The organism is Bradyrhizobium sp. R2.2-H (assembly GCF_004346455.1).
GTDB lineage: Bacteria > Pseudomonadota > Alphaproteobacteria > Rhizobiales > Xanthobacteraceae > Bradyrhizobium > Bradyrhizobium diversitatis.
Map to the genome: position 1 here is coordinate 1 of NZ_SMBR01000003.1, position 26,538 is coordinate 26,538.

At 64.6% G+C, this 26,538-nt stretch carries 29 protein-coding genes and 1 pseudogene; 22 read left to right on the forward strand and 8 right to left on the reverse strand.

The window, feature by feature from the left end; all coding sequences use genetic code 11:
- The 4 genes and pseudogenes from EDE08_RS07545 to kynU form a co-directional block, all read left to right on the forward strand.
- Nucleotides 1-741, forward strand: a pseudogene (locus EDE08_RS07545) (IS110 family RNA-guided transposase); the annotation flags it as partial.
- Nucleotides 742-1,435: 694 nt separating this feature from the next.
- Nucleotides 1,436-2,245 carry a hormone-sensitive lipase gene (locus EDE08_RS07550; protein ID WP_131868343.1) on the forward strand — a complete coding sequence of 270 codons (810 nt, stop codon included), beginning with the start codon at nucleotides 1,436-1,438 and terminating at the stop codon, nucleotides 2,243-2,245.
- Nucleotides 2,246-2,278: 33 nt separating this feature from the next.
- Nucleotides 2,279-3,118: a tryptophan 2,3-dioxygenase gene (kynA, locus tag EDE08_RS07555; protein WP_131868344.1), complete on the forward strand. Its 840-nt coding sequence runs from the start codon at nucleotides 2,279-2,281 to the stop codon at nucleotides 3,116-3,118.
- Between the two features lie 8 nt (nucleotides 3,119-3,126).
- A complete protein-coding gene (kynU, locus tag EDE08_RS07560) occupies nucleotides 3,127-4,329 on the forward strand; it encodes a kynureninase (RefSeq protein WP_131868345.1) in 1,203 nt (400 codons plus the stop codon).
- Nucleotides 4,330-4,449: 120 nt separating this feature from the next.
- On the opposite strand, the gene EDE08_RS07565 is transcribed toward kynU, so the two are convergent.
- The gene (locus EDE08_RS07565) at nucleotides 4,450-5,229 is read right to left on the reverse strand and encodes a cobalamin-binding protein (RefSeq protein ID WP_131868346.1); all 780 of its coding nucleotides are present in this window, start codon (nucleotides 5,227-5,229) and stop codon (nucleotides 4,450-4,452) included.
- 118 nt (nucleotides 5,230-5,347) lie between these two features.
- On the opposite strand from EDE08_RS07565, the gene EDE08_RS07570 reads away from it, so the two are divergent.
- Nucleotides 5,348-5,746 carry a PaaI family thioesterase gene (locus EDE08_RS07570; RefSeq protein ID WP_131868347.1) on the forward strand — a complete coding sequence of 133 codons (399 nt, stop codon included), beginning with the start codon at nucleotides 5,348-5,350 and terminating at the stop codon, nucleotides 5,744-5,746.
- A gap of 153 nt (nucleotides 5,747-5,899) precedes the next feature.
- Complete coding sequence (locus EDE08_RS07575; protein ID WP_061876526.1) at nucleotides 5,900-6,505, forward strand: GNAT family N-acetyltransferase; 606 nt, start codon at nucleotides 5,900-5,902, stop codon at nucleotides 6,503-6,505.
- A gap of 80 nt (nucleotides 6,506-6,585) precedes the next feature.
- Here the strand turns inward: EDE08_RS07575 and EDE08_RS07580 are convergent, their stop codons facing one another.
- The 4 genes from EDE08_RS07580 to EDE08_RS07595 form a co-directional block, all read right to left on the reverse strand.
- Nucleotides 6,586-6,891: a hypothetical protein gene (locus EDE08_RS07580; protein ID WP_028182079.1), complete on the reverse strand. Its 306-nt coding sequence runs from the start codon at nucleotides 6,889-6,891 to the stop codon at nucleotides 6,586-6,588.
- 95 nt (nucleotides 6,892-6,986) lie between these two features.
- Complete coding sequence (locus EDE08_RS07585; protein ID WP_131868348.1) at nucleotides 6,987-7,673, reverse strand: DUF2161 domain-containing phosphodiesterase; 687 nt, start codon at nucleotides 7,671-7,673, stop codon at nucleotides 6,987-6,989.
- 96 nt (nucleotides 7,674-7,769) lie between these two features.
- Nucleotides 7,770-8,450, reverse strand: a complete 681-nt coding sequence (locus EDE08_RS07590) for an SDR family oxidoreductase (protein ID WP_131868855.1) — start codon at nucleotides 8,448-8,450, stop codon at nucleotides 7,770-7,772.
- Nucleotides 8,450-9,217, reverse strand: coding sequence for a tyrosine-protein phosphatase (locus EDE08_RS07595; protein WP_131868349.1), 768 nt, complete (start codon nucleotides 9,215-9,217; stop codon nucleotides 8,450-8,452). The genes EDE08_RS07590 and EDE08_RS07595 overlap by 1 nt, the downstream gene beginning before the upstream one ends.
- A 70-nt stretch (nucleotides 9,218-9,287) precedes the next feature.
- Here EDE08_RS07595 and EDE08_RS07600 point away from each other — a divergent pair, with 70 nt between their 5' ends.
- Nucleotides 9,288-9,599, forward strand: coding sequence for an MliC family protein (locus EDE08_RS07600; RefSeq protein ID WP_131868350.1), 312 nt, complete (start codon nucleotides 9,288-9,290; stop codon nucleotides 9,597-9,599).
- A 114-nt stretch (nucleotides 9,600-9,713) separates the two neighbouring features.
- On the opposite strand, the gene EDE08_RS07605 is transcribed toward EDE08_RS07600, so the two are convergent.
- Nucleotides 9,714-9,917: a DUF2735 domain-containing protein gene (locus tag EDE08_RS07605; RefSeq protein ID WP_131868351.1), complete on the reverse strand. Its 204-nt coding sequence runs from the start codon at nucleotides 9,915-9,917 to the stop codon at nucleotides 9,714-9,716.
- Between the two features lie 538 nt (nucleotides 9,918-10,455).
- Between EDE08_RS07605 and EDE08_RS07615 the strand changes: the two genes are divergently transcribed.
- The 6 genes from EDE08_RS07615 to EDE08_RS07640 all read left to right on the forward strand — a co-directional run bounded on the left by EDE08_RS07615 (nucleotide 10,456) and on the right by EDE08_RS07640 (nucleotide 15,121).
- A complete protein-coding gene (locus tag EDE08_RS07615) occupies nucleotides 10,456-11,490 on the forward strand; it encodes a glutamine synthetase beta-grasp domain-containing protein (RefSeq protein WP_131868352.1) in 1,035 nt (344 codons plus the stop codon).
- Between the two features lie 194 nt (nucleotides 11,491-11,684).
- Nucleotides 11,685-12,386, forward strand: a complete 702-nt coding sequence (locus EDE08_RS07620) for a GrlR family regulatory protein (protein ID WP_131868353.1) — start codon at nucleotides 11,685-11,687, stop codon at nucleotides 12,384-12,386.
- A gap of 18 nt (nucleotides 12,387-12,404) precedes the next feature.
- On the forward strand, nucleotides 12,405-13,088 hold the full coding sequence (locus tag EDE08_RS07625; protein ID WP_131868354.1) for a substrate-binding domain-containing protein: 684 nt from the start codon (nucleotides 12,405-12,407) through the stop codon (nucleotides 13,086-13,088).
- A gap of 32 nt (nucleotides 13,089-13,120) precedes the next feature.
- The gene (locus EDE08_RS07630) at nucleotides 13,121-13,942 is read left to right on the forward strand and encodes a tetratricopeptide repeat protein (RefSeq protein WP_165935846.1); all 822 of its coding nucleotides are present in this window, start codon (nucleotides 13,121-13,123) and stop codon (nucleotides 13,940-13,942) included.
- Nucleotides 13,943-14,013: 71 nt separating this feature from the next.
- Complete coding sequence (locus tag EDE08_RS07635) at nucleotides 14,014-14,163, forward strand: hypothetical protein (RefSeq protein ID WP_007609497.1); 150 nt, start codon at nucleotides 14,014-14,016, stop codon at nucleotides 14,161-14,163.
- Nucleotides 14,164-14,416: 253 nt separating this feature from the next.
- Complete coding sequence (locus EDE08_RS07640; RefSeq protein ID WP_165935857.1) at nucleotides 14,417-15,121, forward strand: hypothetical protein; 705 nt, start codon at nucleotides 14,417-14,419, stop codon at nucleotides 15,119-15,121.
- 182 nt (nucleotides 15,122-15,303) lie between these two features.
- Here the strand turns inward: EDE08_RS07640 and EDE08_RS07645 are convergent, their stop codons facing one another.
- The gene (locus EDE08_RS07645) at nucleotides 15,304-16,263 is read right to left on the reverse strand and encodes a LysR family transcriptional regulator (RefSeq protein WP_131868356.1); all 960 of its coding nucleotides are present in this window, start codon (nucleotides 16,261-16,263) and stop codon (nucleotides 15,304-15,306) included.
- A gap of 192 nt (nucleotides 16,264-16,455) precedes the next feature.
- Here EDE08_RS07645 and EDE08_RS07650 point away from each other — a divergent pair, with 192 nt between their 5' ends.
- The 8 genes from EDE08_RS07650 to EDE08_RS07685 all read left to right on the forward strand — a co-directional run bounded on the left by EDE08_RS07650 (nucleotide 16,456) and on the right by EDE08_RS07685 (nucleotide 25,300).
- Nucleotides 16,456-17,820 (forward strand): aromatic ring-hydroxylating dioxygenase subunit alpha, encoded by a 1,365-nt coding sequence (locus EDE08_RS07650; protein WP_131868357.1) that lies wholly within the window; start codon nucleotides 16,456-16,458, stop codon nucleotides 17,818-17,820.
- A 24-nt stretch (nucleotides 17,821-17,844) separates the two neighbouring features.
- Complete coding sequence (locus tag EDE08_RS07655) at nucleotides 17,845-18,459, forward strand: hypothetical protein (protein WP_131868358.1); 615 nt, start codon at nucleotides 17,845-17,847, stop codon at nucleotides 18,457-18,459.
- Between the two features lie 14 nt (nucleotides 18,460-18,473).
- A complete protein-coding gene (locus EDE08_RS07660) occupies nucleotides 18,474-19,343 on the forward strand; it encodes a branched-chain amino acid ABC transporter permease (protein ID WP_131868359.1) in 870 nt (289 codons plus the stop codon).
- A complete protein-coding gene (locus EDE08_RS07665) occupies nucleotides 19,340-20,290 on the forward strand; it encodes a branched-chain amino acid ABC transporter permease (RefSeq protein ID WP_245524727.1) in 951 nt (316 codons plus the stop codon). Before EDE08_RS07660 ends, EDE08_RS07665 begins: the two co-directional genes overlap by 4 nt.
- Nucleotides 20,287-21,903 carry an ATP-binding cassette domain-containing protein gene (locus EDE08_RS07670; protein ID WP_131868360.1) on the forward strand — a complete coding sequence of 539 codons (1,617 nt, stop codon included), beginning with the start codon at nucleotides 20,287-20,289 and terminating at the stop codon, nucleotides 21,901-21,903. Before EDE08_RS07665 ends, EDE08_RS07670 begins: the two co-directional genes overlap by 4 nt.
- A gap of 220 nt (nucleotides 21,904-22,123) precedes the next feature.
- Nucleotides 22,124-23,122: a YlbE family protein gene (locus tag EDE08_RS07675; RefSeq protein WP_165941852.1), complete on the forward strand. Its 999-nt coding sequence runs from the start codon at nucleotides 22,124-22,126 to the stop codon at nucleotides 23,120-23,122.
- On the forward strand, nucleotides 23,122-24,264 hold the full coding sequence (locus tag EDE08_RS07680) for an ABC transporter substrate-binding protein (RefSeq protein WP_131868362.1): 1,143 nt from the start codon (nucleotides 23,122-23,124) through the stop codon (nucleotides 24,262-24,264). Before EDE08_RS07675 ends, EDE08_RS07680 begins: the two co-directional genes overlap by 1 nt.
- Before the next feature lie 64 nt (nucleotides 24,265-24,328).
- Nucleotides 24,329-25,300 (forward strand): FAD-binding oxidoreductase, encoded by a 972-nt coding sequence (locus tag EDE08_RS07685; RefSeq protein WP_165935845.1) that lies wholly within the window; start codon nucleotides 24,329-24,331, stop codon nucleotides 25,298-25,300.
- A gap of 45 nt (nucleotides 25,301-25,345) precedes the next feature.
- On the opposite strand, the gene EDE08_RS07690 is transcribed toward EDE08_RS07685, so the two are convergent.
- On the reverse strand, nucleotides 25,346-26,077 hold the full coding sequence (locus tag EDE08_RS07690) for a DUF3750 domain-containing protein (RefSeq protein WP_131868858.1): 732 nt from the start codon (nucleotides 26,075-26,077) through the stop codon (nucleotides 25,346-25,348).
- 167 nt (nucleotides 26,078-26,244) lie between these two features.
- Here EDE08_RS07690 and EDE08_RS07695 point away from each other — a divergent pair, with 167 nt between their 5' ends.
- Nucleotides 26,245-26,499 (forward strand): hypothetical protein, encoded by a 255-nt coding sequence (locus EDE08_RS07695; protein ID WP_131868364.1) that lies wholly within the window; start codon nucleotides 26,245-26,247, stop codon nucleotides 26,497-26,499.
- Nucleotides 26,500-26,538 lie beyond the last annotated feature (39 nt).

Sequence of the window (26,538 nt, forward strand, 5' to 3'; positions counted from 1 at the left end):
GGTCTGCGCGATGGTCGTTGCGCCCTCTCCGGAGGAGGAGGATCGCCGCAGGCTGTCCCGCGAGCGACGGACCTTGATCGCGGAGCGGATCGAGCATGTGAACCGGATCAAGGGCCTTTTGTTCGCGCAAGGAATCTTCGACTACGTGCCGCTGCGGCGAGATCGGCGGAAGCGGCTCGAGGCCCTGCGGACGGGAGACGGGCGCGCATTGCTGCCGCATTTGCAGGCGCAAATCAGCCGCGAGCTCGACCGGCTCGAACTGCTGCTCAACCAGATCGCGGCGGTGGAGCGCGAGCAGGATGCATTGCTGACTGCAAGCCGACCAGCGAGCGAGAAGACGGCGTCGGATCCGGTCACACTGCTGCTCAACCTGAAGAGTATGGGCCCGAACTTCGCTGCCGTTCTCTGGTCGGAGGCGTTCTGGCGGCAGTTCGCCAACCGCCGCCAGGTTGCGGCCTATGCCGGGCTTGCGGCCACGCCCTGGCGCAGCGGCGGCATCGAGCGCGAGCAGGGCGTGTCGAAGGCCGGCAATCCGCGGCTGAGAACCACGATGATCCAGCTCGCCTGGCTCTGGGTGCGCCACCAGCCTCAATCGGCTCTGACCCAGTGGTTCAGGCGCACAGCCAGCGCGGCCGCAAGCGCACGATCGTGGCGCTGGCGCGCAAGCTGCTCGTGGCCCTTTGGAAGTACGTGACCGCCGGGGTCGTGATCGAGGGGGCCGTGATGAAGCCCATCGCCTGATGCGAGGCTCCCCACAACCTTAAAACCAATCTGCCGAGGACCGATCAGCCTCGGCCGATCCGGGTGGACGAACCGATGGATTGCATGGCTTCAAACGCCGCAACGAAGAATGGTCCCGTCCTCTCGAGCCTGCCCGCCGCAAGCGGAATGTTGGTGCAGTCGCTATCGCGCGACGACCGAATGTGAGTTTGATCTGGCATGCAAACCAGATTGCCAAAACCGGCTCGACCCTGAGATCGCCAACGATAGGAGCTTCCGCCGCCCGCTACGCCCGACCACAAAAGCCTGATGGCGTGCTCGCTCACGTCAAGACCAAGCCGCTTCGCGGCGGCCCTCACGGGCCGGTCTTGACCTGATCTGCGCGCGCCATCCGGAAGTCCACACGGTCGGGACGAAGAGCTGGCCTGCAGTCGAACAAAGAGCTGACCATCCCACTTGACACACCAAATCCCCATGTGAGCAATCCAGACTGTCTCCGCGGCGGCAAGATTCTGGATTGCTTCACCGCGCTCGCAATGAGGGAAACGGCCCATCAGATCCCCGTTCAGGCCGGAATGGCGGGAATATCTTGCCGCCCCGTTGCCCGAAACTCGGGCGAGTCGAAATCCTTTAAGCTTAAAATAAAGACTAGGAGGGCGGCCTTGCCGGTGGCAGACTGGCTCCGGTTCGCTGGCCTCAAGTCAAGGAAGTCACGATGCGCGATTGGGATGACGCTTACGCCAATTCGGCCCATATCCCGGGCGCGGACAAGATGCCGGCGCTGTGGGCGGAGCGGGCGGCGACGTACCGCGCCGGACTGACAGAGTTTCGTTCCGACATCGCCTATGGCGCCGGCGAGCGCCAGAAGCTCGACCTGGTCCTGCCCGACGGCGGCAGCAAGGGCCTCGTCGTGTTCGTCCATGGCGGCTATTGGCTGCGCTTCGACAAGTCGACCTGGACCGATCTCGCCGAAGGCGCGCGCCATCATGGCTGGACGGTGGCGCTGCCGAGCTACACGCTGGCGCCGGCCGCGCGCATCTCCGACATCACGGCCGAGATCGCCGCCGCGATCGCCAAGGCGGCCTCGCTGGTCGCAGGTCCGATCCGGCTCGCGGGCCATTCCGCCGGCGGCCATCTCGTCACCCGCATGCTGTGCGACGACAGCCGCCTCGAGTCCGCCGTCTACAACCGCATCGCCGGCACACTCTCGATCAGCGGCCTGCACGATCTGCGTCCGCTGCTGAAGACCAAGATGAACGAAACGCTGCGCATGACGATGGAGGAGGCGACGCTGGAAAGCGCGGCGTTGCATCTGCCGCGCGGGCATTCGCCTGTGACCGCCTGGGTCGGCGGCAGCGAGCGGCCCGAATTCATCCGCCAGTCCGATCTGATGGCCAATGTCTGGACCGGCTTCGACGTGCCGACGCACCTCGTCATCGATCCCGGCCTCAACCATTTTACCGTGATCGACGGACTGAAGGATCCGTCGTCGCCGATCACCGCCCGCCTGATCGGCCTCGACTGACGAAGCATGGAAGATCGATCGAAAGGACTTGGCATGACGTCCAGCGATTACGATCCCACGAGCGAAGGCGCCGAGACCGATTTCGCGCGGCGGATGTCCTACGGCGACTACCTTGCACTGGATGCGATCCTCGGCGCGCAGCACCCGCTGTCGGAGGCGCATGACGAGATGCTGTTCATCATCCAGCATCAGACCACGGAGCTCTGGATGCGGCTTGCCATCCACGAACTCAGCGCCGCGCGTCGGGCCATCGCGAAAGACGAGGTGCAGCCCGCCATGAAGATGCTGGCGCGGATGTCGCGCATCTTCGAGCAGCTCAACGGCGCCTGGGACGTGCTGCGCACGATGACGCCCAGCGAATATACCCGCTTCCGCTCGCAGCTCGGGCAATCCTCGGGCTTCCAGTCGCGCCAATACCGGCTGATCGAATTTCTGCTCGGCAACCGCAACCACGCCATGCTGAAGCCGCACGCGCACGATGCGGAGACCACCAAGCTGCTCGAAGCGGAACTTGCAACGCCAAGCCTCTATGACGAGGTGTTGCGCCTCGCCGACCGCAACGGGCTCAAGATGCCTGCGGCGGTGCTGGCGCGCGATATCCGTGAGACCCACAGCTTCAACGAAGGCGTGCTGCAGGCCTGGCGTATCGTCTACGAGGCGCCGGAGACGCACTGGATGCTCTATGAGCTCGCCGAGAAACTGGTCGATTTCGAGGACTATTTCCGGCGTTGGCGCTTCAACCATGTGACGACGGTCGAGCGCGTCATCGGATTCAAGCGCGGCACAGGCGGCACTGGCGGCGTCAGCTATCTCAAGCGCATGCTGGAGGTCGAGCTGTTCCCCGAACTCTGGCGCGTGCGCACGATTCTGTAGGGATGTCCATGACCCGGCTTCGCGTCTACGACGACACTAGGGCGCTGTTCCATTTGCCCGACGGCGTGATCTATCTCGACGGCAACTCGCTGGGGGCGCTGCCGCTGGGCGTTGCCGAGCGCGTTGGCCGCGTCATCACGGACGAGTGGGGCAACGAGCTGATCCGCGCCTGGAACACCGCCGGCTGGTACGCACAGCCGCGTCATGTCGGCGACCGCATCGCGCGGCTGGTCGGCGCGGAAGCGGGCTCCGTGATGGTCGGCGACACGCTGTCGCTCAAGGTCTATCAGGCGCTCGCCGCCGCGCTCGACATGAGCGTCTCGCGCAAGGTGATCCTGTCGGATACCGGTAACTTCCCGACCGACCTCTACATGGCTGAGGGCCTGATCGAAACGCTCGGGCGCGGCCATCAATTGCGCCTGGTGGCGCCGGAGGAGATCGAGACCGCATTGTCGGAGGAGGTCGCGGTGCTCTACATCACCGAGGTCGACTACCGCACCGGCCGCCGCCACGACATGGCGAAGTTGACCGCGAAAGCGCACGCCCTCGGCATCGTCACTGTCTGGGATCTCGCGCATTCCGCCGGCGCGCTGCCGGTCGATCTCGCCGGCTGTGGCGCCGATTTCGCCGCGGGGTGCACCTACAAATATCTCAATGCCGGTCCCGGCGCGCCGGCCTTCCTCTACGTTGCGCCGCGCCATGCCGACGGCGCTCGCGCCGCGCTGTCGGGCTGGATGGGCCATGCGAAGCCGTTTGCGTTCGAGCTCGCCTATGCCGCCGCCGGCGGCGTCGAACGCATGCGCGTGGGCACGCCGCCGGTGCTGGCCATGGCGGCGCTAGAGGCTTCGCTCGATATCTGGGACAGGGTCGACATCGCCGAAGTCCGCGCGCGCTCGCTGGGGCTCGGCGATCTCCTGATTGCCGAGGTCGAACGGCGCTGTCCGTCCCTGAAGCTGGTGACGCCACGCGCTCAGGAGCGCCGCGGCTCGCAGGTCTCCCTCGCATTCGAGGGCGGCTACGCCGCGATGCAGGCCCTGATCGCGCGCGGCGTCATCGGCGATTTCCGCGCGCCCGACATCATGCGGTTCGGCCTCACGCCGCTGTATATCGGCGAGAGCGAGATAGTGAGGGCGGCCGAGATCATCGAGGATGTGATCGCAGGCGAAGTGTGGCGCTGGCCGGAATACCAAGTCGTCAACGCGGTGACTTGAGGAAGACGACTCCTCGGGCTTCATAGCGACGACCCCTTGCGACGAGAATCCAGAATGCCTCCGCAGTGACACTGTGGATTGCGTCGCTTCGCGCGCATGACGGTAGTGGATCGGGCGCTTTCATCCCCACAACGCCGTCACGATTGCCTCGAGACCGTCCGTCAGCGCCGCGGGTCCCGGCTGCAAAATGATCGGCGACTTGATCTCGATGATGCAATTGTTGCGCACGGCCGGGATGCCGCTCCATCCGTCGCGCTGCTTGATGCGGGCGGGCACGACCTTCTTGCCGCACCAAGAGGCGAGGATGACGTCAGGTGCGGCCTCGCGCACCGCCTCTGTCGAAACGATGCGATCCTTTGCCGCCGGCCGATGCCGCAGTTCCGGGAAGACATCCACGCCGCCAGCGATCTCGATCAACTCGGAGACCCAGCCGATGCCCGAGATCAACGGATCATCCCATTCCTCGAAATAAACTTTTGGCGACGACGAGGGGCGAGGCGCTGCGGCGATTGCCGCAAGGCGCCGCTCGAAGCCTTGCGCGAGTTGTTCCGCGCACCCGGCGGCGCCGACCAGTGCACCGAGCGTGCGGATCATCGCCAGGATCCCGGCGATGTCGCGCTGGTTGAAGACGTGGACATCGATGCCGGCGCGGACGAGATCGGCCGCGATGCCGGCCTGGAGATCGGAGAACGCGAGCACGAGGTCTGGCTCCAATGCCAGGATCTTCGGGATGTCCGCTGAGACGAAAGCGGACACCCGTGGCTTCTCGCGCCGGACCTGCGGTGGGCGCACCGCGTAGCCGGAGACGCCGACGATACGGTCCTGCTCGCCGAGCAGATAGAGCGTCTCGACCGTCTCTTCGGTGAGGCAGACGACGCGGCGGGGCGGGAAGTGGCGCATGGAGGGAGCATATGCGCGAACGCGGCGCATATGTCAGCACCGCCATTACCTCGGAGGTCATTGCTTTGCCGCGCGAAGCAATTCACCCTGAGACAACAAGCAATTGGGAGGAGATGTGATGACGCCGCTCGAGAAACTTAAAGCGATGAAGATGCCGTTCGCCGAGCTCAAGGGCGTCGAGTTCGTCGAGGCCGGGAAGGACCGCGTGGTGGCGCGAATGACGGTCCGGCCCGATCTCTGCACGCTTCACCACACCATCCATGGCGGGGCAGTGATGGCCCTGGCCGATTCCGTCGGCGCGGCGGCGACCGTGATCAATCTGCCCGAGGATGCCAAGGGCACGACCACGCTGGAGAGCAAGACCAATTTCATCGGCGGGGCCAAGGAGGGAACCACAGTCATCGCCACCGCCACTCCGGTTCATCGTGGCCGGCGGACCCAGATCTGGACCACCCGGCTGGAAACCGAGGACGGCAAGCTCGTCGCCGTGGTGACCCAGACGCAGCTGGTCCTGTAAGACTACGGGACTTTGATTCTATTAACGAATTAGTCGCTCTCGCTGCCTCTAACTTGGGCAGGTCTCCGTCTTGAAAATTATGGTGCGATGCACAATATAGGAGGCCTAGGGATTCGAACGCCTCCTCGAGGGACACCAAGAGGAGTTTCTGACGTGGTACTTGAAGAGACCGTCCGCACCGCTCCCGGCTATGTGCGGACCTTGATCCAGCAGGAAGAATTGCCGCTCCTGCGCGATCATCTGCTGAGGCTTGATGCCGGCAGTCGACACGATCGCTTCAACGGCTTTCTCGACGACAGCTTCATCGAGCGTTACGCCGCCCGCTGCGCCGAGGACGGCACGGTGATCGTGGCCTATATCGTCGATGGCGTGGTCCGCGGCGCGGCCGAGCTGCATCCGCCGGAACATGATTGCTTGCCCGAAGTCGCCTTCAGCGTGGAAGCCTCCGCGCGCCGCCAGGGTGTCGGCACAGTGCTGTTCCGCCGCCTGATCGCGGAGGCGCGCTGGAAAGGCTACAAGCAGCTGCGCATCACCACGGGTGCCGAGAATCACGCGATGCGGGCGCTCGCCAGGAAGTTCGGGGCGCATCTGGCTTTCCGCCACGGCGAATCGACCGGTACGATCGACCTCGCGAGGACGCCTGAGGCCGAACTCGCCGATCTCGCGGCGTCGCCGTTCACGGCCGGGCGCGCGCTTCTCAGCTTCAACAGCACTTGCTGGAAGCTGATCTCGAGTATGTACGGCAGTCGCGCCGCATAGCCTGAAGGCAACGGACACGAATCAAAAAGCGGACCGGCATGGCCGGTCCGCTTTCGTATTCTGGGTGGTGAAATGAACGCTCAGGTGCCGGTGCGCTTGTCGTTGCCGAAACGGCGGACGACGCGGCGCTCGACCACCACGGAGCGCTGCGCGCCCTGTTCGCCGGCGATGACGCGCGTGGCCGTGATGCGGCTGTTGGTGCGAGCCTGCTTCTTCACCTCGGCCTGGACGACGTCGAGCGGCATTCCCATCAAGGCTGCGGCGATCTCGGCCTGCTGCGCCTGATCGTCGGTGATGCCGACGGCGGCGAAGATCGCCTCGTCCAGGGTGGGCGGATCGTGGCGCACGCGCCGCGTGCCATATTTGGTGTTCCAGTCTGCGCTCATAACGGCCTCGTTTTGATGCCGGGATACCTAGTGCCCTGAATGTTGCATTGCAATATGAAATCGGAGTGGCAGCTCAGCTATGCACCGTTCGGGTGTCATGGCGGTGACACAGCACCTGCGACGACCTCCACACGTTGCTGAGGCCAGCGTTTCAGAGCTGCGTCTCCGGCTTCGGTGAGCCGGTAAATCCCCCGCTCAGTGCGTTCGAACCAGCCGTACACATTGTTAAGCAAGATCTTGCCGGCATCGGGACAGCGTTCGCGCAGCTCGCGCACGCGCTTCGGGCCCTCGGCAAGCGCCGACGCGCAGGCCAGTGCCTGCTGCCGATAGGCCGTCATGATCGGTGCGCGGGTGCTGCCGCCGAGCACGGGATCGCCCTGGCGGCGTTGATGCTCGGCGACGAGCCGCGAGCGCACCTTCGGCTCCCGGCGCGGCGCAGCGGTCGGCGGTTTCACCAGCACCTCGACCTGGCCGCGATCGGTGACCCCGAGCATGCCGAAGCCGAGACGGCGGCAGAGATTGCGGTAGCGCGCATCGCTCTCGCGTCCCTTGCCGCGCGCTGACATCTTGGCCGCGATCCAGACCTCGTCGCCGGCCGGCGCGCGGTCGACCGCCTGGAGGATCAACTCGAGATTGAAGGCAAGCTTGAGCTCGCCGATGACCACGACCGGCGGATCGCCGGCGCTGAGACCGACGAGATCGCAGCCGCCGATCTCGCCCTTGACCGTGAAGCCGAGCTCTTCGAGGAAGCGTTTGACGGGCAGGTATAGCGCGGTTTCCAAGGCAGTTCCGATCGGAGAATCAGTTGCGGCTAGTCTAGTGCCTTCTCGCCTCCGATTGAATCAAGCCGGTGTTCGGACGATCAGATCAAAACGCAATCACACCCGACCACCTACCGGAATCAGCGCACCGGTGACGCCGCTCGCGGCGTCGCTGGCGAGGAACAGGATGACCTCGGCGAGTTCCTGCGACGTCACCCATTTGGAGAAATCGGCCTTCGGCATGTCGGCGCGATTGGCCGCGGTGTCGATAATCGAGGGCAGCACGGCATTCACGGTGACCTTGCCTTTCCATTCGTTGGCGAGCGCCTCGGTGAGGCGATGCACGCCGGCCTTCGACGCGGCATAGGGGCCCATCCCGCTGCCGGCCTGAAGCGCGCCCATGGCGCCGATGTTGACGATGCGACCGGCGTTGGACGCGGCGAGATGCGGCAGAGCCGCGCGCGAGGCGTTGAGCGCGGTGAGCACGTTGAGCGCGTGCATGCGCTGCCACGTCTTGATGTCGCCGTCGCCGATGGTCTCGAAGGCGAAGCCGCCGGCAATGTTGATCAGGGCATCGAGCCGGCCGAAATGCTTTGCCGCCGCATCAACGGCCGTCGTTGCCTGCGCCGGGTCGGACAGGTCGACGCCGCCGATCTCGATGCGGTCGGCGCTTGCGGGGGCTTGCGAAGGCGCGTGATCGATGCAGGCCACGCGCGCGCCGCGCGACTGCGCGGCCTCGGCAACGACCTTGCCGAGTGCGCCGAGCGCGCCGGTCACGATCAGGATCTTGTCTTGCATCATCGTTCTCCCGGCGCGGGGGCCGAAGATTGCAGATAGCGCTCCTTGAGCGCGGTCCGCTCTGCCGTGCCGAGCTTGAGCCCGTCGCGCAAATAGGTTTCGAGATCGCCGTATTCGCTGCCGACCGCTTCGAATGCGGCCGCAAGGTAAGAGGCCTCCACGCTGCCGATCGCGTCGAGAACATCGGCGGGGAGATCGGAGGCGTTTGAGGCGTCGCGCCTGTAGTGCCGGTTGGTCAAGAGGTAGTCCTCGGCAATGACGTCGTCCGGCACGCCCAGCGCATGCAGGATCAGCGCGCTGGCGAAGCCGGTGCGGTCCTTGCCGGCGGTGCAGTGGATCACCAGCGGCGCGCGGTCTTCCAGCAAATGGCCGAACAGCGTGCGAAAGCAGTGCGTGTTGTGGCGAACATAGTTCCGATAGGACTCGCGCATGAGCTCGAGCGCCACGGGTGCGGTGAGCGCGCCCCTGGCGAGCTCGGCGCGCAGCGCGGCCACGACGGTCGGCTCGATCGGCAGCGAATGCACCGTGATTTCGTTCACGACGCAGATGCCGGCTGCGCGCTCCTCCAGGCCGCGGAAATCGAATGCGCTTCTGACGCCCAGCGCGCGAACGATCTCGACGTCGGCTGCGGTGAGCTGGCCGAGATGATTGGAGCGGAAGATGTGCCGCCAGCGCGTGATGCGGCCATCGGTGGTCGGATAGCCGCCGAGGTCGCGAAAATTGCTGGCGCCTTGCAGGGAGAGATGGCGGGCAGGAGAGTCTGACATGAGATCAGCTTGGGTTATGTTCCATTGGACGCACGACGGGCGTTCTTAAGGGCTACTAGAGGGGGCGATCATGGGCTGCCACAAGGCCATTCTTTTGGCGGTCACCATGCTGGTGGACGGAGTTTGCCACGCGCCGCAGGCCGATGCGCAGACGGTCCGGACCTATCGCTGTGCCGATGGTACACGGTTCATCGTTGGTTTTTATGATGGCGACAAGCGCGCCTTTGTGCAGATCGACGGCGAGCCCGTAACGCTCGCGAAGCGGCTGGCGGTCTCTGGCGCGCGCTATTCGGGAGCCGGTATCACGCTGACCATCGGGAAGGCCGGGACCACCACGGTCAAGCATCTGAAGCGGCCGGTCACGGCCTGCGCGGTGGTCTGAACAGCCTGGTGCCCCTCAGAATCAAAAAGGACCGAAACTTCGTTGTTTCGGTCCCTTTTCAAACTGCCGCCGCTTGGAGGCGAGAGTGCGGCGGTCTCAAACCAAGTACAGGCATCAGCGTTCCCATTTGGGCTTGGCTTCATCGACCGCATCCTGATGGTACCAGCTGTCGCTGCAGATCGAGACGTTCGCGGGAAGCGAAGCGTGATCGGCGGGAAGGCGGGTATCGCCATAGCGGCGTCCGGCGAGGGCCGCACGGCCGCCGACGGGGAAGTGGTAGATCTTTGCAGATCCGTGACTCAGACCATTGTTCATCATTGCGATTCTCCTTGGTCGAAGCGCCTTGGCCTCCATGGTGCGCCCGACTCGTTCGATTGTGGTTACTGGAATCCCCATATCGGCCGGGCTTCCCGGATTGGAAAGTGCTGAAAAGGAAATCAGTTTCCGCCCAATTTGTGGGCAGGCAGCCTTCTGCATCGTCTAAGGCACGATCCCTCTGGCCAACGCGTGGGCCATTCCGAAGGTTGCGGGGCAGGGGGCGGATAGTTTGCGAAAATTGCCGGACGTTGATGCGCGTTTAGTCGGCAACTTCCGGGACGATGCTGGCTGCTCCAGAATCGGGCGTTTTCCGAGGAATTTTGCAGTGCAGCTTCACGTGAAGGTGCGCGGCTATGACGCACACTGCCGTGAGTGGTTCGCCGGCGACGTGGGGAGGTCGGCCGCGGTGGAAAACCGCCCGTACTGCGGCTTTTTGGCACGTAAAATGCTTGGGAAGCGCCGGCCGATGATGGCCGGGTACAAAACGTGCGGGGGCCTTCAGGCCCCCAACCTTTCGCATCATCTACAGAGAGGCTCAATGACCAAGTACAAGCTCGAGTACATCTGGCTCGACGGATATACGCCGACTCCGAATTTGCGCGGCAAAACTCAGATCAAGGAATTCGCGTCGTTCCCGACGCTCGAGCAGCTTCCGCTCTGGGGCTTCGATGGCTCCTCCACCATGCAGGCCGAAGGCCACAGCTCCGATTGCGTGCTGAAGCCGGTCGCGGTGTTCCCGGACGGTGCCCGCACCAACGGCGTGCTGGTGATGTGCGAAGTCATGATGCCGGACGGCAAGACCCCGCATCCGTCCAACAAGCGTGCCACCATCCTGGACGACGCCGGCGCCTGGTTCGGCTTCGAGCAGGAATACTTCTTCTACAAGAACGGCCGTCCGCTCGGCTTCCCCGAGGCCGGCTATCCGGCGCCGCAAGGTCCGTACTACACCGGCGTCGGTTACTCGAACGTCGGCGACGTCGCCCGCAAGATCGTCGAAGAGCACCTCGACCTCTGCCTCGCTGCTGGCATCAACCATGAAGGCATCAACGCGGAAGTCGCAAAGGGCCAGTGGGAATTCCAGATCTTCGGCAAGGGCTCCAAGAAGGCCGCTGACGAAATGTGGATGGCCCGCTACCTGATGCTGCGCCTGACCGAGAAGTACGGCATCGACATCGAATTCCACTGCAAGCCGCTCGGCGATACCGACTGGAACGGCTCGGGCATGCATGCGAACTTCTCGACCGAGTACATGCGGACGGTCGGCGGCAAGGAGTATTTCGAGGCGCTGATGGCCGCCTTCGACAAGAACCTGATGGACCACATCGCCGTCTACGGCCCGGACAACGACAAGCGTCTGACCGGCAAGCACGAGACCGCGCCGTGGAACAAGTTCAGCTACGGCATTGCCGACCGCGGCGCGTCGATCCGCGTTCCGCACTCCTTCGTCAACAACGGCTACAAGGGCTATCTGGAAGACCGCCGTCCGAACTCGCAGGGCGACCCCTACCAGATCGCTTCGCAGATCCTGAAGACGATCGCGTCCGTGCCGACCGACAAGAAGGCCGCGGCCTAAGATCCTCCCGGCCCGGGCTTGGGGGCTGGCCCGGGTTGGTCTCAATCCGCCGGAGCTGCAAGGCTCCGGCGGATTTTTGCATTTGAATGACGGCCGTTTCCGGGTCTGCCGACCGCGGCTCCGCGAAACTTGTCCATTGCCGCCGAAACCGGGATAGAGTGCTCCAGGATGCGCGCAGGGCCGGGGCACGGCTGGTGTTTGAAGGTTTCTACAAGGTGAGATTTCAGCTCGGCGATGCCATCGGCCGGAGCGTGATGCATGCCGGCAACGGCAAGATGCTCGGCGGCAATTCGGCCTTTGCGCATATCGGCACCTACGTGAAGACCGGCGAGGGCGTGGACATCGTGATCAACACCGTCCGCCATAACCCGGATCCGAGCTATCGCGCGATGGCGGGCACGGACGATGCGACCTTGATCGCGAAAGGCTGGGCGGACGGCGACCTCTATCGCTTCAAGGGCGAGCTGAAGGAGCTGCCCGGCGTGCCGTTCCAGTCGGTGATGACGCCGATCACGGATGACGAAGTGCCGATCGCCGGCGGCGTCGGCGAGGCCGGCATCGCCGACGGTCTCTACTCGATCCATCTGCGGATGCTCGACGGTCTCGACGGAGGCCTCACCGGCGTGATGCTGCTCAATCAGGGCCGCATCCTCGGCGGCGATGCGTCGTTCCACTATCTCGGCAGCTACACCGCTGCGAACGGCCGCTGGAAGGGCCAGATTCTCAACCAGGAGCACACGCCGGCCAAGGACGATCCGATCTTCGGCGGCCACGAGGTCGGCATCGGCTTCTCCGGCAGCTACGATGCGGAGCAGGCGGTGCTCGAGGCGACAGCGCTTGCCGGCAAGCGCAGCCTGCGCCTGACCGCCGCGCTCAAGCTGATGCATCGCGCCTGATCGCGCCAGGAACTGCTCATGGAAAATGTCCGCATGCTCTCGACGCTCGGCCTCATGGGCGGGATGCGCAGCCTGTCCTCGGCCTTCGAGACTGCAACCGGCATCCATGTCGATGCCGATTTCGCCCCGACCCTGGCGCTGCTGAAGCGGTTGCGCGAGGGCGAGGCCGCCGACCTCGTCATCCTCACCCGCGAAGGGCTCGACGAGATGATCGGCGAGGAGCGCGTGATTGCCGAGAGCGCGGCAGATCTGGCGCGGTCCTTCGTCGGCATCGCCGTGCGGGCCGGGCAGGCGCACCCCGACATCGGCAGCGAAGCGGCGCTGCGCACGACCCTGCTCGCAGCGCGGTCCGTCGCCTATTCGCGGCTCGGTGCGAGCGGCGTGTACTTCGCCCAGCTGATCGTGCGGATGGGGATCGCGGCCGAGATCAACGCCAGGGCCACCATCGTCGAGCAGGGATTTACGGCGGAGCGGCTAGTGACCGGCGAGGCGGACCTCGCCGTGCAGCAGATCAGCGAGCTGAAGCAGGTTGGCGGCATCGAGGTCGCCGGCCCGATCCCGCACGATTTGCAGACGCCGGCCGTGTTCTCCGCCGGCCGCATGGCGAATGCGAAACATGCCGACGCCGCCGACCGGCTGCTGCGCTATCTGTCATCGCCTGATGTCGTGCCCGTGCTGCGCCAATCAGGACTCGAGCCTTGAATTCGCCGGGACGGGGACGCAACGTGACGACCATGCGGACTTTCCTCCTTGCCATGCTGTTCGCGCTCGCCGTGCCCCTGACGGCGCAGGCGCAATCGGCCGACCTCGTTCTGTGCGATCGGGTCGCCGCCGATCCCAGCGATCCCGACAAGCCGGCTGACGTGAAGGGCGTGGCGGAGATTGCGGCCTCCGACATTGCAACCGCGGTCAGGTTCTGCAAACAGGCCGCGCCATCCTCGCGGCGCGCAATGTTCGCGCTCGGCCGCGCCTATGCGGCCAACAGGCAGACCGGAGAGGCGATCGCAGCCTGGCGCAAGGCCGCCGACAAGGGATCGAGCGCGGCCATGGTCGAACTCGGCGTGGCCTATGCCACCGGCGCTGGCGTTGCCAAGGACGAGGCGCAAGCGCGAAAGCTGTTCGAGAAGGCGGCGCAGGCCGGCAACCCCCGTGGCGTCAGCAATCTCGCCGCGCTCGGCGGCGCAGGTGGCGCCGCGCCGGCCGATCCCGCGCAGGCGCGCGCGCTGCTCGGCAAGGCTGCCGAGACCAACGCGGAAGCGCAGTACCAGCTCGGCCTGATGCTCTCCGAAGGCACGGGCGGTGCGAAGGACGACGTCGCGGCGCGTGCGCTGTTCGAGAAGGCGGCGGCACAAAACCATCCCGGCGCATTGGAGCGGATGGGCGCCTTCGCGCAGGAAGGCCGCGGCGGGCCCAAGGACAAGGACGCCGCGAAGGCCTATTACGAGCGCGCCGCGGCGCTCGGCGACGAGGACGCGAAGAAGGCGCTGGAGCGCATTCGCTGTCCCTACGCGATCAAGGACAAGCAGGGCAGGCTTGTCACCACGCTCTGCTTCTGAGCAGAGCCGGGACCTGACGGAACCCGGCTCGCGCGTACGTCGTTGTCGTCCGGACAAAACGGAGCGCGATCATGATCCGCAAACTGGCATCGGGCGAATATCGCCTCTATTCCCGCAAGGTGAATCCGAAGACCGGCAAGCGCCGCAATCTCGGCACGTTCAAGAGCCGTGCAGCCGCCGAGAAGCACGAGCGCGAGGTGCAGTACTTCAAGCGTCATTGACGCGTGAGAGGGCCTTTCCCGCGAGCCGGACGCAAAAAGTCGAAAAACAACCTCATGCACAGTAGCCAAGCCACTGAAATCACAGGGTTGCTGATTTTGCGAAATCGATTTGACCGTCGCGCAAAACAGGGGCATATGGCACCATTGGCGGCGAGCGTCCCGGGATCGGCCCCGCGCGGAAAAGCCGGATGGCTTCAATGCGGCGACGATGCTAGATAGCCCGCATTCTCATTTCTATTTGCGGGTTCAGGCGTTGCTGGACGGGCTCTACAAGGTTGAATACGGCGTGAACGATGCGTTCGGCTGCAGCATCATGTGCCTGCATGACGGCAAGATGCTGGGCGGCAATTCGGGCTTTGCGCATCTTGGCACCTATGTCGAGCGCGACGGCGAGATCATCGCCGAGGTCATCACCGAGCGGCATAACCACGATCCAAACTACAAGCCGCTGCTCGGAGCCGATGTCGCCTCGATTGGGGCGCGCGGCCGGCTCTACGGCAACCAGATCCGTCTCGAGGGCGGCGCGAATACCATGCCGAGCGCCAGATTCTGGGCCAATCTCACGCGGCTTGACGATGGGGCGCTGCCGGCATGCGGCACGATTGGGCCGGGCGGCATCGCCAACGGGCTCTATGGGATGAGCCTGCGCGCGCTCGACGGGGTCGATGCCGGACTGTCCGGCGTGATGCTCCTGATCGACGGGCGCATCCTCGGCGGCGATGCGTTCTTCTACTATCTCGGCTCCTATTCCTCGGCGGACGGCCGCTGGAAGGGCGAGATGCTGAACCAGGAGCACACGCCGGCGAAAGGCGAGAACCCGGTGTTCGGCGGCTACGAGGTCGGGATCGGTTTCTCCGGGACCTGCACGGAAGACAGCGGCGAACTCGAAGGCATCGCGCTCGCCGGCAAGCGGAGCTTACGGCTTGCGGCGTCGCTCAAGCTGATGCGGCGGGCGTAGTCTCGCCGCCGCTCAATGGTAGGGAACGAATTTCGCACCCTCGGCGAGAAATTTCGCGGCTGCCTTCATTGCATCGAGAAACATCGACTTCATCGCATCTGACCTCGTCTTTGCATGAGCAAGCAAAGACCGTGCCCGGCTCGGGCAGCTGCCATGCCGACGCTTCGCGCACGTTGCCATGGCTAGAGAGTCGATATCGTGAGTTGCTGGGCGGCGAAGCTGACGCTTTTGAAGAACTCGTCGACGAGCCGCGGAGCTCGAAATCGGTACAATCGGGCGAGCACGAGTTGCTGCGGTCGGTCCACATCGGCAAGGGGCCGGGACGTTAGCGTCCCATGGCCATAGACATTGTAGGGTGGCACAAAGTTCAGCAGCGCGTAGCCGAATCCGTTCGCTACGAGACTGCGGACCATCTCGAAGGAGTCGACGCGGTACGCCACAGTTGGACTGAGGCCGCGGTTTGCGAACAGCGACAGGAAGTAGTCGCGCGTCCGCGGCTGATCGAGCAGCACCATGGGCAGTGCGACCAGGTCGGAGAGGCTGCAACTCTGGCTGGAGGCCAGGGGATGTGCACTCGGCAGGACCACCTGGATCGGCATTGATCGCAGCGGTGAGGCGTGAAGCGTCGTCGGAATATCGTAGTCGTAGACAATGATCAGGTCGAAGCTTCCGTTGTGCAGACCGTCAAGCAGCGCTTCGTGCTTGTCCGCGCGCCAGCGCATTTCGATGTCTGGATGCTTCTCCTGGAGGTCGCGCAACACCAGCGGGATCAGATAGGGGGCGATCGTCGCAAGGCATCCGACGTTGATGCGGCCGGCGGCTCGAAACGGTCCTCGTTGCGCAACGGCCTCGATTTCGCGGGCGTGGAGGAGAATGTTCCGAGCATGGGCGGCGAGATCCTGTCCGGCCGAGGTCAGCACCAGACCGCGCGCGTGACGGCGGATGAACAATTGAGTCTGCAGAAATTCCTCAATCTGGGCGATCGCAGTCGAAATGGAGGCAGACGATACGTTCAGCGTTTCCGAGGCGCGCAACACGCTCTCGTGGTTCGCAGTTGCGAGAAAATACGTGAGTTGTCGCAGCGAAAGCTTAGGAACGGCCTCGCCGACCTCGATCTGGTCCCTGTATTTCTCGGCCGCCAAATCGGTTCACCTCGCAAAGGTCCATTTTCAGGCAGTGTCTGCTCGCATCATAAGCGCTGCCGCTGATCTATTGAGCAATTCAAGATTTCCAAACTCGTCTTGCATGTAACTATTATTGGCAGAACCAGAGCCGCACACAATACTCGAATGAGACTAATTCCAACGACCCGCGCGAGCGGAACGAGGGCAGCGATGGTTGCGCAAAAGCAGTTTCTGACGACCGCCTATGGTGGCTACCTCAAGCAGGAGATTCCGGGAGAGAACGTCGAACTCACGCACGTGGAGAAGGGATCGCCTGCCGGCGAGCTGCTGCGCCGCTACTGGCAGCCGATCGCGTTGACGTCCGAGCTCACAGACGTGCCGCTTGGCTTTCGTATGTTCGGCGAAGACCTCGTGGTGTTCCGCACCACCCAGGGCGAGTACGGCATTCTCGACCGGCATTGCAGCCATCGCGGCACGTCGCTGGAGTTCGGCCTGCCGACGGAGAACGGATTGCGGTGCTGCTATCACGGCTGGCTGTTCGGCGTGAACGGACAGGTGCTGGAAACGCCCGGCGATCCCCCTGGCAGCGCGCTCAAGGAGCGGCTGTTCCATGGCGCCTATCCCTGCAAGGAATACAAGGGTCTCATCTTCGGTTACTTCGGGCCGCCCGACAGCATCGCTGAATTCCCGATCTTCGACAGCTACGACTATCCCGGCGACAGAATGGTGCCGTATTGCATCACCTATCCCTGCAACTGGCTGCAGGTGCAGGAAAACGTGATGGACCCGGCACATGCCGTGTTCCTGCACACCCGCGTCACTTTCTCGCACTTCTCCGACACGTGGGGTGAATTGCCGGTGATGGACTTCGTGGAGACGCCGACCGGCATGATCTACGTCACAACGCGGCGCTGGAAGGACAAGGTCTGGGTCCGCTCCAACGACATCATCATGCCGAATCTCGCGCAGGTCGGCCATATCTGGGAAGACGGCCAGGACGCCAAGCAGTTCGGCCGCGTCGGCATCACCCGCTGGACGACGCCGATCGACAACACGACTTGCAAGGTGATCGGGTGGCGGCACTTCCATCCCGATGTCAATCCGAGGGGGATCGGCAAGGAAGAGGATTGCGGCCTGGAGAAGGTGGACTTCTACGGCCAGGGCGCCGGCGGTTCGTTCGAGGAGCGGCAACGCCTGCCAGGCGACTATGACGCGATCGTCACGCAGCGTCCCATCGCGCTGCATGGACTCGAGCACCTCACATACTGCGACAAGGGTGTGGTGATGCTGCGCAAGCTGCTGCGCCGCGACATCCGAAAGGTCGCCGCCGGCGAGGAGCCGCCGCGCTCGACGCTCCGCTCCGGCGGCGCGATCCCCACTTATTGCCACGATACCGTCCTTGCAATCCCGCCGATCGCGGGTGTCGATGATCTCGAATTGCAGGAAGAGGTCGGACGCCGTGTTACCGAGATCGTGATCGCGGGCGATCATCACGCCGCCGACGACCGGCACGACGTCGTCCGCAAGCTTTTGATCGAATACGAAAGCAGCGTCGCATCGCAGGCCGCGGCCTGAGCCTTCAACGAAGAGAGCGTGAACGTGTCGAGCAAAAGTCCCATTCATCCCGGCGCGGTAGCCTGGACCGGCGAGAATCCCGGAATTTATCTGAAGGACACCCAGGACGGTCCGTGGACCGGATTGATGTGCTTCTTCCGCATCTTCTACTCCGCGCACGGCATGGGTAGCGGCATCGTGGTTCTGGACCAACCCGGCCTTGCGAAAGGCCGCCCGGACGCCGACAATTTCTGCATCAGTGACAACGAGCCGCTCGCCAGATATCTGGTTGCGGAGTTTTTCTCGAAATTCGCTTCGTTCCGGGTCTCGCCCGGCATTGGCGCACTGACGTACCTGCCGATGGTCGAGTGCCGTCGCGAAGGCAGTACGCTGTCGAGCTATTCGGAGATCGTGCGCGCCGCCGACCTGGAGGTTGTCGCGACATGGTCGAAGCTCGGCGCGCCCTATGCGGTCGACATGCCGGCCGAGAGCGGCCCGACCAAGCTGCACCAGATGTACAGCCTTTTCCTCGATGCCGGTGATGGCGCTGTGACCATCAACGGCCGTTCGCTCGCGGGCAAGGTGGTGCAGCGCGATTTCGCCGGAACACGCAAGAGCACGGCGTTCCTGGCGTTCTCCGAATCCTGGATGCAGGTCTAAGCAGAGGAGGGGCAATGCCCGACGCCTTGCAGTTTCTCATGAGCGGACTGGTGGTGGGCAGCATCTACGGGCTGATAGGCGTCGGCTTCACTTGCATCTACAACGTCACCGGCATCGTCAATTTTGCCCAGGGCGATTTCGCGATGGTAGGCGCGATGAGCGCGATCGCGCTGAACGTCGCAGGCGTGCCGCTGTGGCTCGCGATTCTGCTCGCCATCGTGATCACCTGTGTGGTGGCGGTGTTGATCGAGCGCACCGCCATCCAACCCGTCCGCGGCGACGTCATGCGCGGCATCATCGTCACCATCGGCGTCGGGGTGGTGCTGCAAGGTCTCGCCGCGATCGTCTGGGGAACCGACGCGCAGCCGATGCCTGCGTTCTCGGGCGAGAAGTTGATCCATCTTCTCGGCGCAACCGTGATGCCGCAGTCGCTATGGGTGATCGGGATCGGCATCCTGGCGATGGGCGGCCTCGACCTGCTGTTTCGTCGCACCTATCTCGGCCAGATGTTCCGGGCCTGCGCGATGAATCCGTTCGCCGCGCGGCTGGTCGGCATGAAGGTCGAGACGATGAGTCTGGTCGGATTCGTCATGTCGGGCGCGCTGGGTGCGATCGCCGGCATCGTCGTCGCACCCATCGCGCTGACTCAATACGACAGTGGCCTGCAGCTGGGGATCAAGGGCTTTGTGGCCTGCATCGTCGGCGGCTTCGGCGGTCCGGTCGGCGCCGCCCTGGGCGGCCTGGTGCTCGGTGTGCTGGAGGCGTTCTCTGCAGGCTACGTGTCCTCCGGCTACAAGAACGCGATCGCCTTCGCGCTTCTGCTCGGCTTCCTGCTGTTCCGTCCCGGCGGGCTGCTCGGTGACTACGATCGGGTGCGCGCATGATGCGATGGCGTATTCTCGCGCTTGCTGCGGCTCTCCTGGCCTGTGCCGCAACCGGTAACGGCTACATCATCAGCCTGTTGGTGGTGATCGGGCTGCAGGCGCTGCCCGCGATTGGCCTCGCGCTGATCGCTGGATTTACGGGGCAGATCTCGCTCGGCCACGCTGCCTTTTATGGGCTCGGAGCCTATGGCGCGGCGCTGTTCGGCCGGTGGCTCGGTGTTCCCGCCTGGGTCGATATCGCGCTGTCGACTGCGATGGTGGCGCTGCTGGCCTGGGCGATCGGCTGGCTCGTGTTTCGTCTCAAGGGCCATTACCTTGCGATGGCGACACTGGCGTTCGGCATCATCGTGCAGATCTGCTTCACCGAAATGCATGGTGTCACCGGCGGTCAGGACGGACTGACGGGCATTCCGCCGCTGAGCCTGTTCGGCCTCACTTTCCGCAGCGATGCCGCAATGCTGGCGGTGGTCTGGCTGGTTGCGATCGCAGCGATCCTGGCCGCGCAAAATCTCGTGGCTTCGCCGACCGGTCTCGCCATGCGGGCGATCGCGGAAAACGAAGTCACGGCCCGGTCGGTCGGCAACGACGTCCAGTCGATCAAGCGGCTGATCATGATGGTAAGCGGCGCATTCTGCGCGCTCGGCGGCGGGCTCTATGCGCACTACATCGGTTATCTCAGTCCAGGCCCGTTCGACGTCGGTTTCTCCATCAAGCTGTTGCTGATGGTCGCGATCGGTGGTTTCGCCGACGTCTGGGGCGTGCTGCTCGGCGTCATCTTCATCACCTTGATCGGCGAGTTGCTGAAGCCGCTAGGCGCCTATGACATCGTGGCTTACGGGACGCTGCTGGTCGTCAGCGTGATCTACTGCCCCAATGGATTGTTGCGCGGCATGGCGGCGCTCGTCGCTCGTGCCCGGCGGACGGCAACCGCGGGGAGCACGCGATGACGATCCCGTTGCTCTCGGTCAAGACCGCGTCGGTGAGTTTCGGCGCCTTTCGCGCGCTGACCGACGTCAGCTTCGACGTCGATGCCGGTGAACTGGTCGCGCTGATCGGCCCGAACGGCGCGGGTAAGACCACGCTGCTCAACGTGCTCTCCGGAGAGATCACTCCGCAGACCGGTTCGGTGCAGTTCGACGGCCAGACCATCACGGGCGAGGCGCCGCACGACGTCGTCGCGCGCGGATTGGCGCGCACGTTCCAGGCAGCCGAGCCGTTCCAGAATATGTCGGTGCGCGAGAACGTCATGGTCGGCGGCGTCGCGCGGCATCGCATGGGTCTCTTGTCCTCGATGATCGGCCGCGGGACGGCGGTGCTCGACCAAGGACTGTTGCGGCGCGAGGCCGACGAACATCTCGCGGCGGTCGGATTGGCAGACCTTGCGGATCAACAGGCGTCGATCCTGACCGCCGGCCAGCGGCGGCTCCTCAGTATCGCGCGCGTGCTCGCCTCGGGCGCGCGGATGCTGGTGCTCGACGAACCCGGCGCCGGGCTGAACGAGCTTGAAAAACGTGCGCTCGGCGACATCATCTTGTCGCTCTCGCGCGCGGGCAAGACCATCCTGTTCATCGACCACGACATGCCGCTGGTGAGCCGGCTGGCGCGCCGGATTCTGGTGCTTGACCAGGGCCGCATCATCGCGGACGGCGAGCCGGCGGATGTGCGGCGAAATCCGCAGGTGCTCGATGCCTATCTCGGGCGCCGCGACGTCGCCCAGGAAGCGCCGAAGGTGATCCGGGCCGTCACATCACCGTTGCTGGAGATCGGCGGTCTCGGCGTCAGCTATGGCGGGCTCCTGGCGCTGGACAGCGTCTCGCTCGGGGTGGGCCGCGGAGAAATCGTGGCGCTGGTCGGCGCCAATGGCGCAGGAAAGAGCAGCTTGTTGCGGGCGATCGCGGGGGTGGAGCCGTGCAGCGCAGAGAAACTGACGTTCGGTCAGCGCGACCTGCGCGGCATGATGGCGGACCGGCGCGTGGCGAGCGGCATCAGCCTGGTGCCGGAGGGGCGTGCGTTGTTCGGATCGCTCACGGTGCTGCAGAACCTCGCTGCCGGCCGCTACGCGTTGCGGCGGGCGAGGGGCTTCCATCACGTCGTCTGGCGCGACTCCGCCGAACGAAGCGCCTTCGAGCAACGGCTCGAAACCGTGTATCAGCTCTTCCCGGTTTTGCAGGAACGTGCGGATCAACTGGTGGGCACGCTCAGCGGCGGGCAGCAACAGATGGTGGCGATCGGTCGCGCCCTGATGGGTGAGCCGAAATTGCTGATGCTGGACGAGCCCTCGCTTGGCCTGGCGCCGCAGGTCCTCATCGAAATCCTGCGCTGCGTCGAACGGTTGCGCGACCAGGGGCTGACGATCCTGCTGGTGGAGCAGAACGTGTCCGCCGCCTTGTCGATCGCCGACCGCGGCTACGTGCTCGCGGGCGGGCGGGTCATCGCGGAGGGCGCGGGCCGGACGCTGCTCCAGGACCGCGGTCTCACCGAGGCCTATCTCGGGTCGAGCGAGTCAGAAGCGGACGACGCCGGGCCAGGCCGTGACGCCGTCGCCGTCAACGGAGGTTGAATTGTCCGATCCTTCCTCCGCAATGATGGATCGCTCGGTCGAGACCAGCCTTCACGCTGCCGATCGCGCGGCGCTGGCGCGGATGCATGCCGTGCGTCCGGTCTGGCGAGGTGTTGCGGCGGCGCGGGACGTCATCGCGCTTCCGGATCGCACCATCCTCCATGCCGGCCCTCCGGTCCGGCCCGATGCGATCGCCGCGCCAATCGTCAACAGCGCCGTGATGGCGATCCTGTTCGAGCGCTGGGCGGCGGACGAAGGGGCGGCCCGGGCAATGCTGATGCGAGGGGAGGTGCGGCTGGCGCCCGCCCAGGATTTCGACGCGATGGTGCCCCTCGCCGCGGTGCTGTCGCCCGGCATGGCGGTGCAGATCGTGACCGATGCCGCCGACGCGACCAACGTCACGTGCAGTCCTCTGAACGGCGGAATGGCGCTGGCGCAACGGCTGGGTTTGTGCAGCCGCGAAGTGCTGACGCATCTGCGGTGGATGAACGGAAATCTAGCCGCAACCCTCGAGATCATCGCCGACCGAGACATCCCGCTGATCGAGATTGCCGATCCGGCGTTGATGGAGGGCGACGATTGCCATTCGCGCACGTCAGCGGCGACGCGTCGCCTGATCGAAGAACTCGCACCGCGCCTCGGCGGCGACACGCCAGAGCGCCGCTTTCTCGACCGGGCCTCGGCTTTCTTTCTCAATCTCTGGATGGCGGCAATGAAGTGCATCGCCAAGGCAGGGGAAGGAGAAGGGAGCAGCATCGTCACTGCGCTCGGCGGCAATGGGGTCGATTGCGGCGTCAAGCTCGGCGGCAGCGGTCAACGCTGGTTCGTCGCCGCGGCGGAGCCGCCCGAAGGCAATCTGCTGCCGGGCTTTCAGAGCAGCGATCGCCTCGGTGCGATCGGAGACAGCGCGCTGGTCGACGCCATGGGCTTCGGCGCGATGACCGCGCGATCTTTGCTGGCAGATGGCGCCACCGCGGCGGAAGCAGTCCAGCTGCTACCCGCGGCTCATCCCGGCTTCGTACGAAGCCGGATCAGGGTCGGGACGGTCGCGCGGGCCCTCGTGTCCGGCGGCATGCCGCTCGACGTCGTCCTCGGCGTTCTCGATCGCAAGGGACAAAACGGCCGCATCGGCGGCGGAATCTACCGGCCGCCCAGGGATCCGTTCGCTGCCGCGGTCGCTTCGCTCGCACCCACGACTTTCCAAACACAGGGGATCTGATGATGACGACCAAGGCCATACTGGCTGCGCTGCTACTGATGACGTCCGCCGTCGGCGCCCAGGCGGAAGACACGATCAAGATTGGCGGATTGCTAGAGACCTCCGGGCCTCTGGCCTCGCTCGGTCAGCCCGGACTCGAAGGTGCGATGCTCGCGGTCGAGCAGATCAACGCCAAGGGCGGTGTCGCCGGCAAGAAGCTCGAACTCGACAACGTCAACACCGAGGGCGACAACACCAAGACAGTGACGGCCGCCAAGCGGCTGCTCGAGCAGAACGGCGTGGTCGCCCTCGTCGGACCGATGAACAGCGGCTCGTCCTACGCGATTATCGACACCGTCCAGAATGCCGCAACGCCGATGATTTCCAACGGCGGCTCGCGTGGCATCGTCCTGCCCGCGCAGGACAAGAAATGGCTGTTCCTGTCGCCGCTCACCGACGTGCTGGTGCAGAGCGTCATGATGACGGACATGCAGAAGCGCAGAGCCAAGAAGATCGCGCTGCTGTATGCGGACTCGCCGTTCGGCACCAGTGGCCGCGACCAGCTCGTGAAGAATGCAGGCTCGTTCGGACTGACGCTCGTCGCCCAGGAATCCTACGCCAACGCCGACAAGGACATGACGCCGCAGCTCACCAAGATCCGCAGCGCGCAGCCGGATGCGGTGGTGATCTGGGCGACCGGCCCGGGCCAGGCGATTGCTGTGAAGAACTACCGCCAGCTCGGTCTCACTGCGCCGTTGTACATGTCGCACGCCGCCAATGACTTCAATTTCTTGCGGCTGGCCGGCGGCTCCGCCGACGACGTGCTGATCCCCTCGTCTAAGATCTACGTGATCGATTCACTCAAGGACTCCGATCCCCAGAAGGCCGCGCTGCGGCGCTTCGTGACCGACTACCAGAACAAGTACGGCAAGCCGCCGGCGACCTTTGCGGGAAACGCCTATGATGCCGTCAACATGATCGCGGCGGCGATCGGGAAGGGGGGCACCGATCGCGCCGGAATTCGGGACGCCATCGAGGGTCTGAAGGACTATGTCGGTGTGACCGCGGTGTATTCCTACGGCCCCGACGATCATTTCGGTGCAAAGGCCGACAGCGTCGTGATGCTGACCGTGAAGGACGGCAAGTTCACCATGGCGCAGTGACCGCCGCTGGCCACAGGAGCGAGCCATGCCGACCCTTTTCCTCAGCTTTGCGGATGGCGATTGCGTGCGCATCGAGGCGAATCCAAGTGAGACGGTCCTGGTTGCGGCGCGGCGCGCCGGAATCCCGCTGAGCTCGGATTGCGAGGTTGGCGATTGCCAGACCTGCCGTGCGACCTGTTTCGGCGGCGATCTGGACTACGAGGACGGCGCGTCGGTGTCGCTGTCGCGGCAGGAGATCGACGCCGGGGAGATGCTGCCCTGCGTAGCCAGCGCCCGCACCGACGTGCAAATCAGGCTGCCCTATGAGCGCGGCAAGCTGATCCCAGCGAAGCCGTTTTCGATGAAGATCGAGAGCATCGAACGGCTGAGCGCCTCCGTGGTCCGAGTCGTTACGCGCACGCTCGGACTTTCACCGATCCGGTTTCTGCCGGGCCAGTACGTCAATTTTCACGTGCCGGGCACGACGCACTGGCGCTCCTACTCGATGGCCAATTCTCTCGGCGACGATCGCTGCTTGGAGTTCCTGGTTCGCCTGCTGGAGGACGGGGAGATGTCGCGTTATCTGACCGAGCGCGCGGCCGTGGGCGACGTCGTCCAGTGCCGCGGCCCGCAGGGCGTTTTCTATCTGAGATCGGGCGGGCGGCCGGTGCTGATGGTGGCGGGCGGAACGGGCGTGGCGCCGATGATGTCCATGCTCCGGCAGATCAAGGCGTCCGGCGAGAGCCGCAACGTCACGCTTTGCTTCGGTGTGAATTCTGCCGATGATCTTTTCTTCGTAGACGAGCTGAACGAGCTCGCCAGGGCAATTCCGGAACTGGACGTGCGGATTGCGGTCGCTCATGGGCCGAGCCCGACGGGTATCAGCCAGGGACTGGTCACCGACCTGATCGGGGAGCGCTCTCTTTCAGGGCACGATGTCTATCTGTGCGGCCCGCCGGCAATGGCGGACAGCGCGCGCCGCATCGCGATCGGGCTGGGCGCGGCTCCCGACAACGTCATCGCGGAACGTTTCGTCGCGGCCGGGGCGGCGGCTTGAACCGGCAACGCTGCGAAAGCGAAACCGGCGTCCGGCTCCGGGCCCCTACACGCCGGTGGTGACCCCAACGCGGCCGAGGCCTGGCAGTTTGAGCGCCGGGCGCCGGATGTCGACGCCGAGCACGGCGCCGAAGAAATTGATCTCCAGGCCTTCGACCCAGCCGATCGAAAAGCCGATATATCCGGCAAGTGAAGCATAGATGCCTGTGCCGGACGCCGTTACCCCGAACCATCTGCCGGTATACGGGAAGTCCTTGCCGATCGCGGTCGGCGGCAGGACGGCTCGGAGCTCAGGGACGGAGTCGAGTGCGGCCTGCACGAAGGTATTAGAATTGGGCCCCGGCCAGACGCTGTAATCTCCATAGGATCGAAACTTGTAGTTTTCGATCACATGTCTGATTTTCGGGATCAGCGCCTCCGCGCGCGCTCCATCCACGGCGACAATGGTTTCCGGCGCCGCGCCGAACCACCGCCCGTCCGGAGCGAAGCCGTTGGTGCGGATCGGCTCGCCCCACGCCGTGTAGTCATAGCGGGTGTAGGTCGCCGCATCCTTCTCTTTTACGACGATCCAGGTGTGAATTGCGAAGATGCTGCGCCATCTCACCGTTCTCGCCCCGAATACCCGTACGACGGCTTCGCGATGATCGGCCGCGGCGGCCAGAAGCCCCGCGCTCGACCGATCGGCTGTTTGCCAATTCTGGCGGCCATCGCCCAGCCAGAAATATCTCGCCGCTGATGCGGTAAGCGGTGCGATGACGAGGAACAGAAAGATGAGCAAGGGCTTCTTCAAGGGAGCGGTACGGGCGGGGGCTTCGACGAAACCATATAGTTCGCATGAACGCCGCCGCCATAGCTGCTCCCATTGGTTCCCAACCCGCTTGTCAGCAGAGCCGGACGGGCAGCCGAGATCAAGTCGTTGTTCCGCACCAGCATTGGAGCGCGCCCATGGACATGAAGGAAGCCGCGGCAATGACGGAAGCCTCCGGGCTGACGGACGACCAAGGCGGCATGCAGCAGGCTTCAAGCCCGCGGTCGGGTTCCGGAGAGCAAAGAGGCGCTTTCAGCCGGCAGCTCCACTCGCCCTCGTCGGAATCGGTGAAGCGATGGGCCGACCAGTTGCGCGAGGTGACGGTGAAGGCGCCTTTGGTGTCTTTGCTTGTTGCTTTTCTGGCCGGGGCATGGATCGCTCGCCGTCGATAGGAACTGTGCGCTGCGCGACTTCATCCCAGGAACCCAGCG

Bases quoted from the DNA above. Each gene is read 5' to 3' on its own strand.
- EDE08_RS07550 (WP_131868343.1), top strand. From the start codon at position 1,436: ATGCGCGATTGGGATGACGCTTACGCCAATTCGGCCCATATCCCGGGC.
- kynA (WP_131868344.1), top strand. From the start codon at position 2,279: ATGACGTCCAGCGATTACGATCCCACGAGCGAAGGCGCCGAGACCGAT.
- kynU (WP_131868345.1), top strand. From the start codon at position 3,127: ATGACCCGGCTTCGCGTCTACGACGACACTAGGGCGCTGTTCCATTTG.
- EDE08_RS07565 (WP_131868346.1), bottom strand. From the start codon at position 5,229: ATGCGCCACTTCCCGCCCCGCCGCGTCGTCTGCCTCACCGAAGAGACG.
- EDE08_RS07570 (WP_131868347.1), top strand. From the start codon at position 5,348: ATGACGCCGCTCGAGAAACTTAAAGCGATGAAGATGCCGTTCGCCGAG.
- EDE08_RS07580 (WP_028182079.1), bottom strand. From the start codon at position 6,891: ATGAGCGCAGACTGGAACACCAAATATGGCACGCGGCGCGTGCGCCAC.
- EDE08_RS07590 (WP_131868855.1), bottom strand. From the start codon at position 8,450: ATGCAAGACAAGATCCTGATCGTGACCGGCGCGCTCGGCGCACTCGGC.
- EDE08_RS07595 (WP_131868349.1), bottom strand. From the start codon at position 9,217: ATGTCAGACTCTCCTGCCCGCCATCTCTCCCTGCAAGGCGCCAGCAAT.
- EDE08_RS07600 (WP_131868350.1), top strand. From the start codon at position 9,288: ATGGGCTGCCACAAGGCCATTCTTTTGGCGGTCACCATGCTGGTGGAC.
- EDE08_RS07605 (WP_131868351.1), bottom strand. From the start codon at position 9,917: ATGATGAACAATGGTCTGAGTCACGGATCTGCAAAGATCTACCACTTC.
- EDE08_RS07615 (WP_131868352.1), top strand. From the start codon at position 10,456: ATGACCAAGTACAAGCTCGAGTACATCTGGCTCGACGGATATACGCCG.
- EDE08_RS07625 (WP_131868354.1), top strand. From the start codon at position 12,405: ATGGAAAATGTCCGCATGCTCTCGACGCTCGGCCTCATGGGCGGGATG.
- EDE08_RS07630 (WP_165935846.1), top strand. From the start codon at position 13,121: ATGCGGACTTTCCTCCTTGCCATGCTGTTCGCGCTCGCCGTGCCCCTG.
- EDE08_RS07635 (WP_007609497.1), top strand. From the start codon at position 14,014: ATGATCCGCAAACTGGCATCGGGCGAATATCGCCTCTATTCCCGCAAG.
- EDE08_RS07650 (WP_131868357.1), top strand. From the start codon at position 16,456: ATGGTTGCGCAAAAGCAGTTTCTGACGACCGCCTATGGTGGCTACCTC.
- EDE08_RS07660 (WP_131868359.1), top strand. From the start codon at position 18,474: ATGCCCGACGCCTTGCAGTTTCTCATGAGCGGACTGGTGGTGGGCAGC.
- EDE08_RS07665 (WP_245524727.1), top strand. From the start codon at position 19,340: ATGATGCGATGGCGTATTCTCGCGCTTGCTGCGGCTCTCCTGGCCTGT.
- EDE08_RS07670 (WP_131868360.1), top strand. From the start codon at position 20,287: ATGACGATCCCGTTGCTCTCGGTCAAGACCGCGTCGGTGAGTTTCGGC.
- EDE08_RS07675 (WP_165941852.1), top strand. From the start codon at position 22,124: ATGGCGATCCTGTTCGAGCGCTGGGCGGCGGACGAAGGGGCGGCCCGG.
- EDE08_RS07680 (WP_131868362.1), top strand. From the start codon at position 23,122: ATGATGACGACCAAGGCCATACTGGCTGCGCTGCTACTGATGACGTCC.
- EDE08_RS07695 (WP_131868364.1), top strand. From the start codon at position 26,245: ATGGACATGAAGGAAGCCGCGGCAATGACGGAAGCCTCCGGGCTGACG.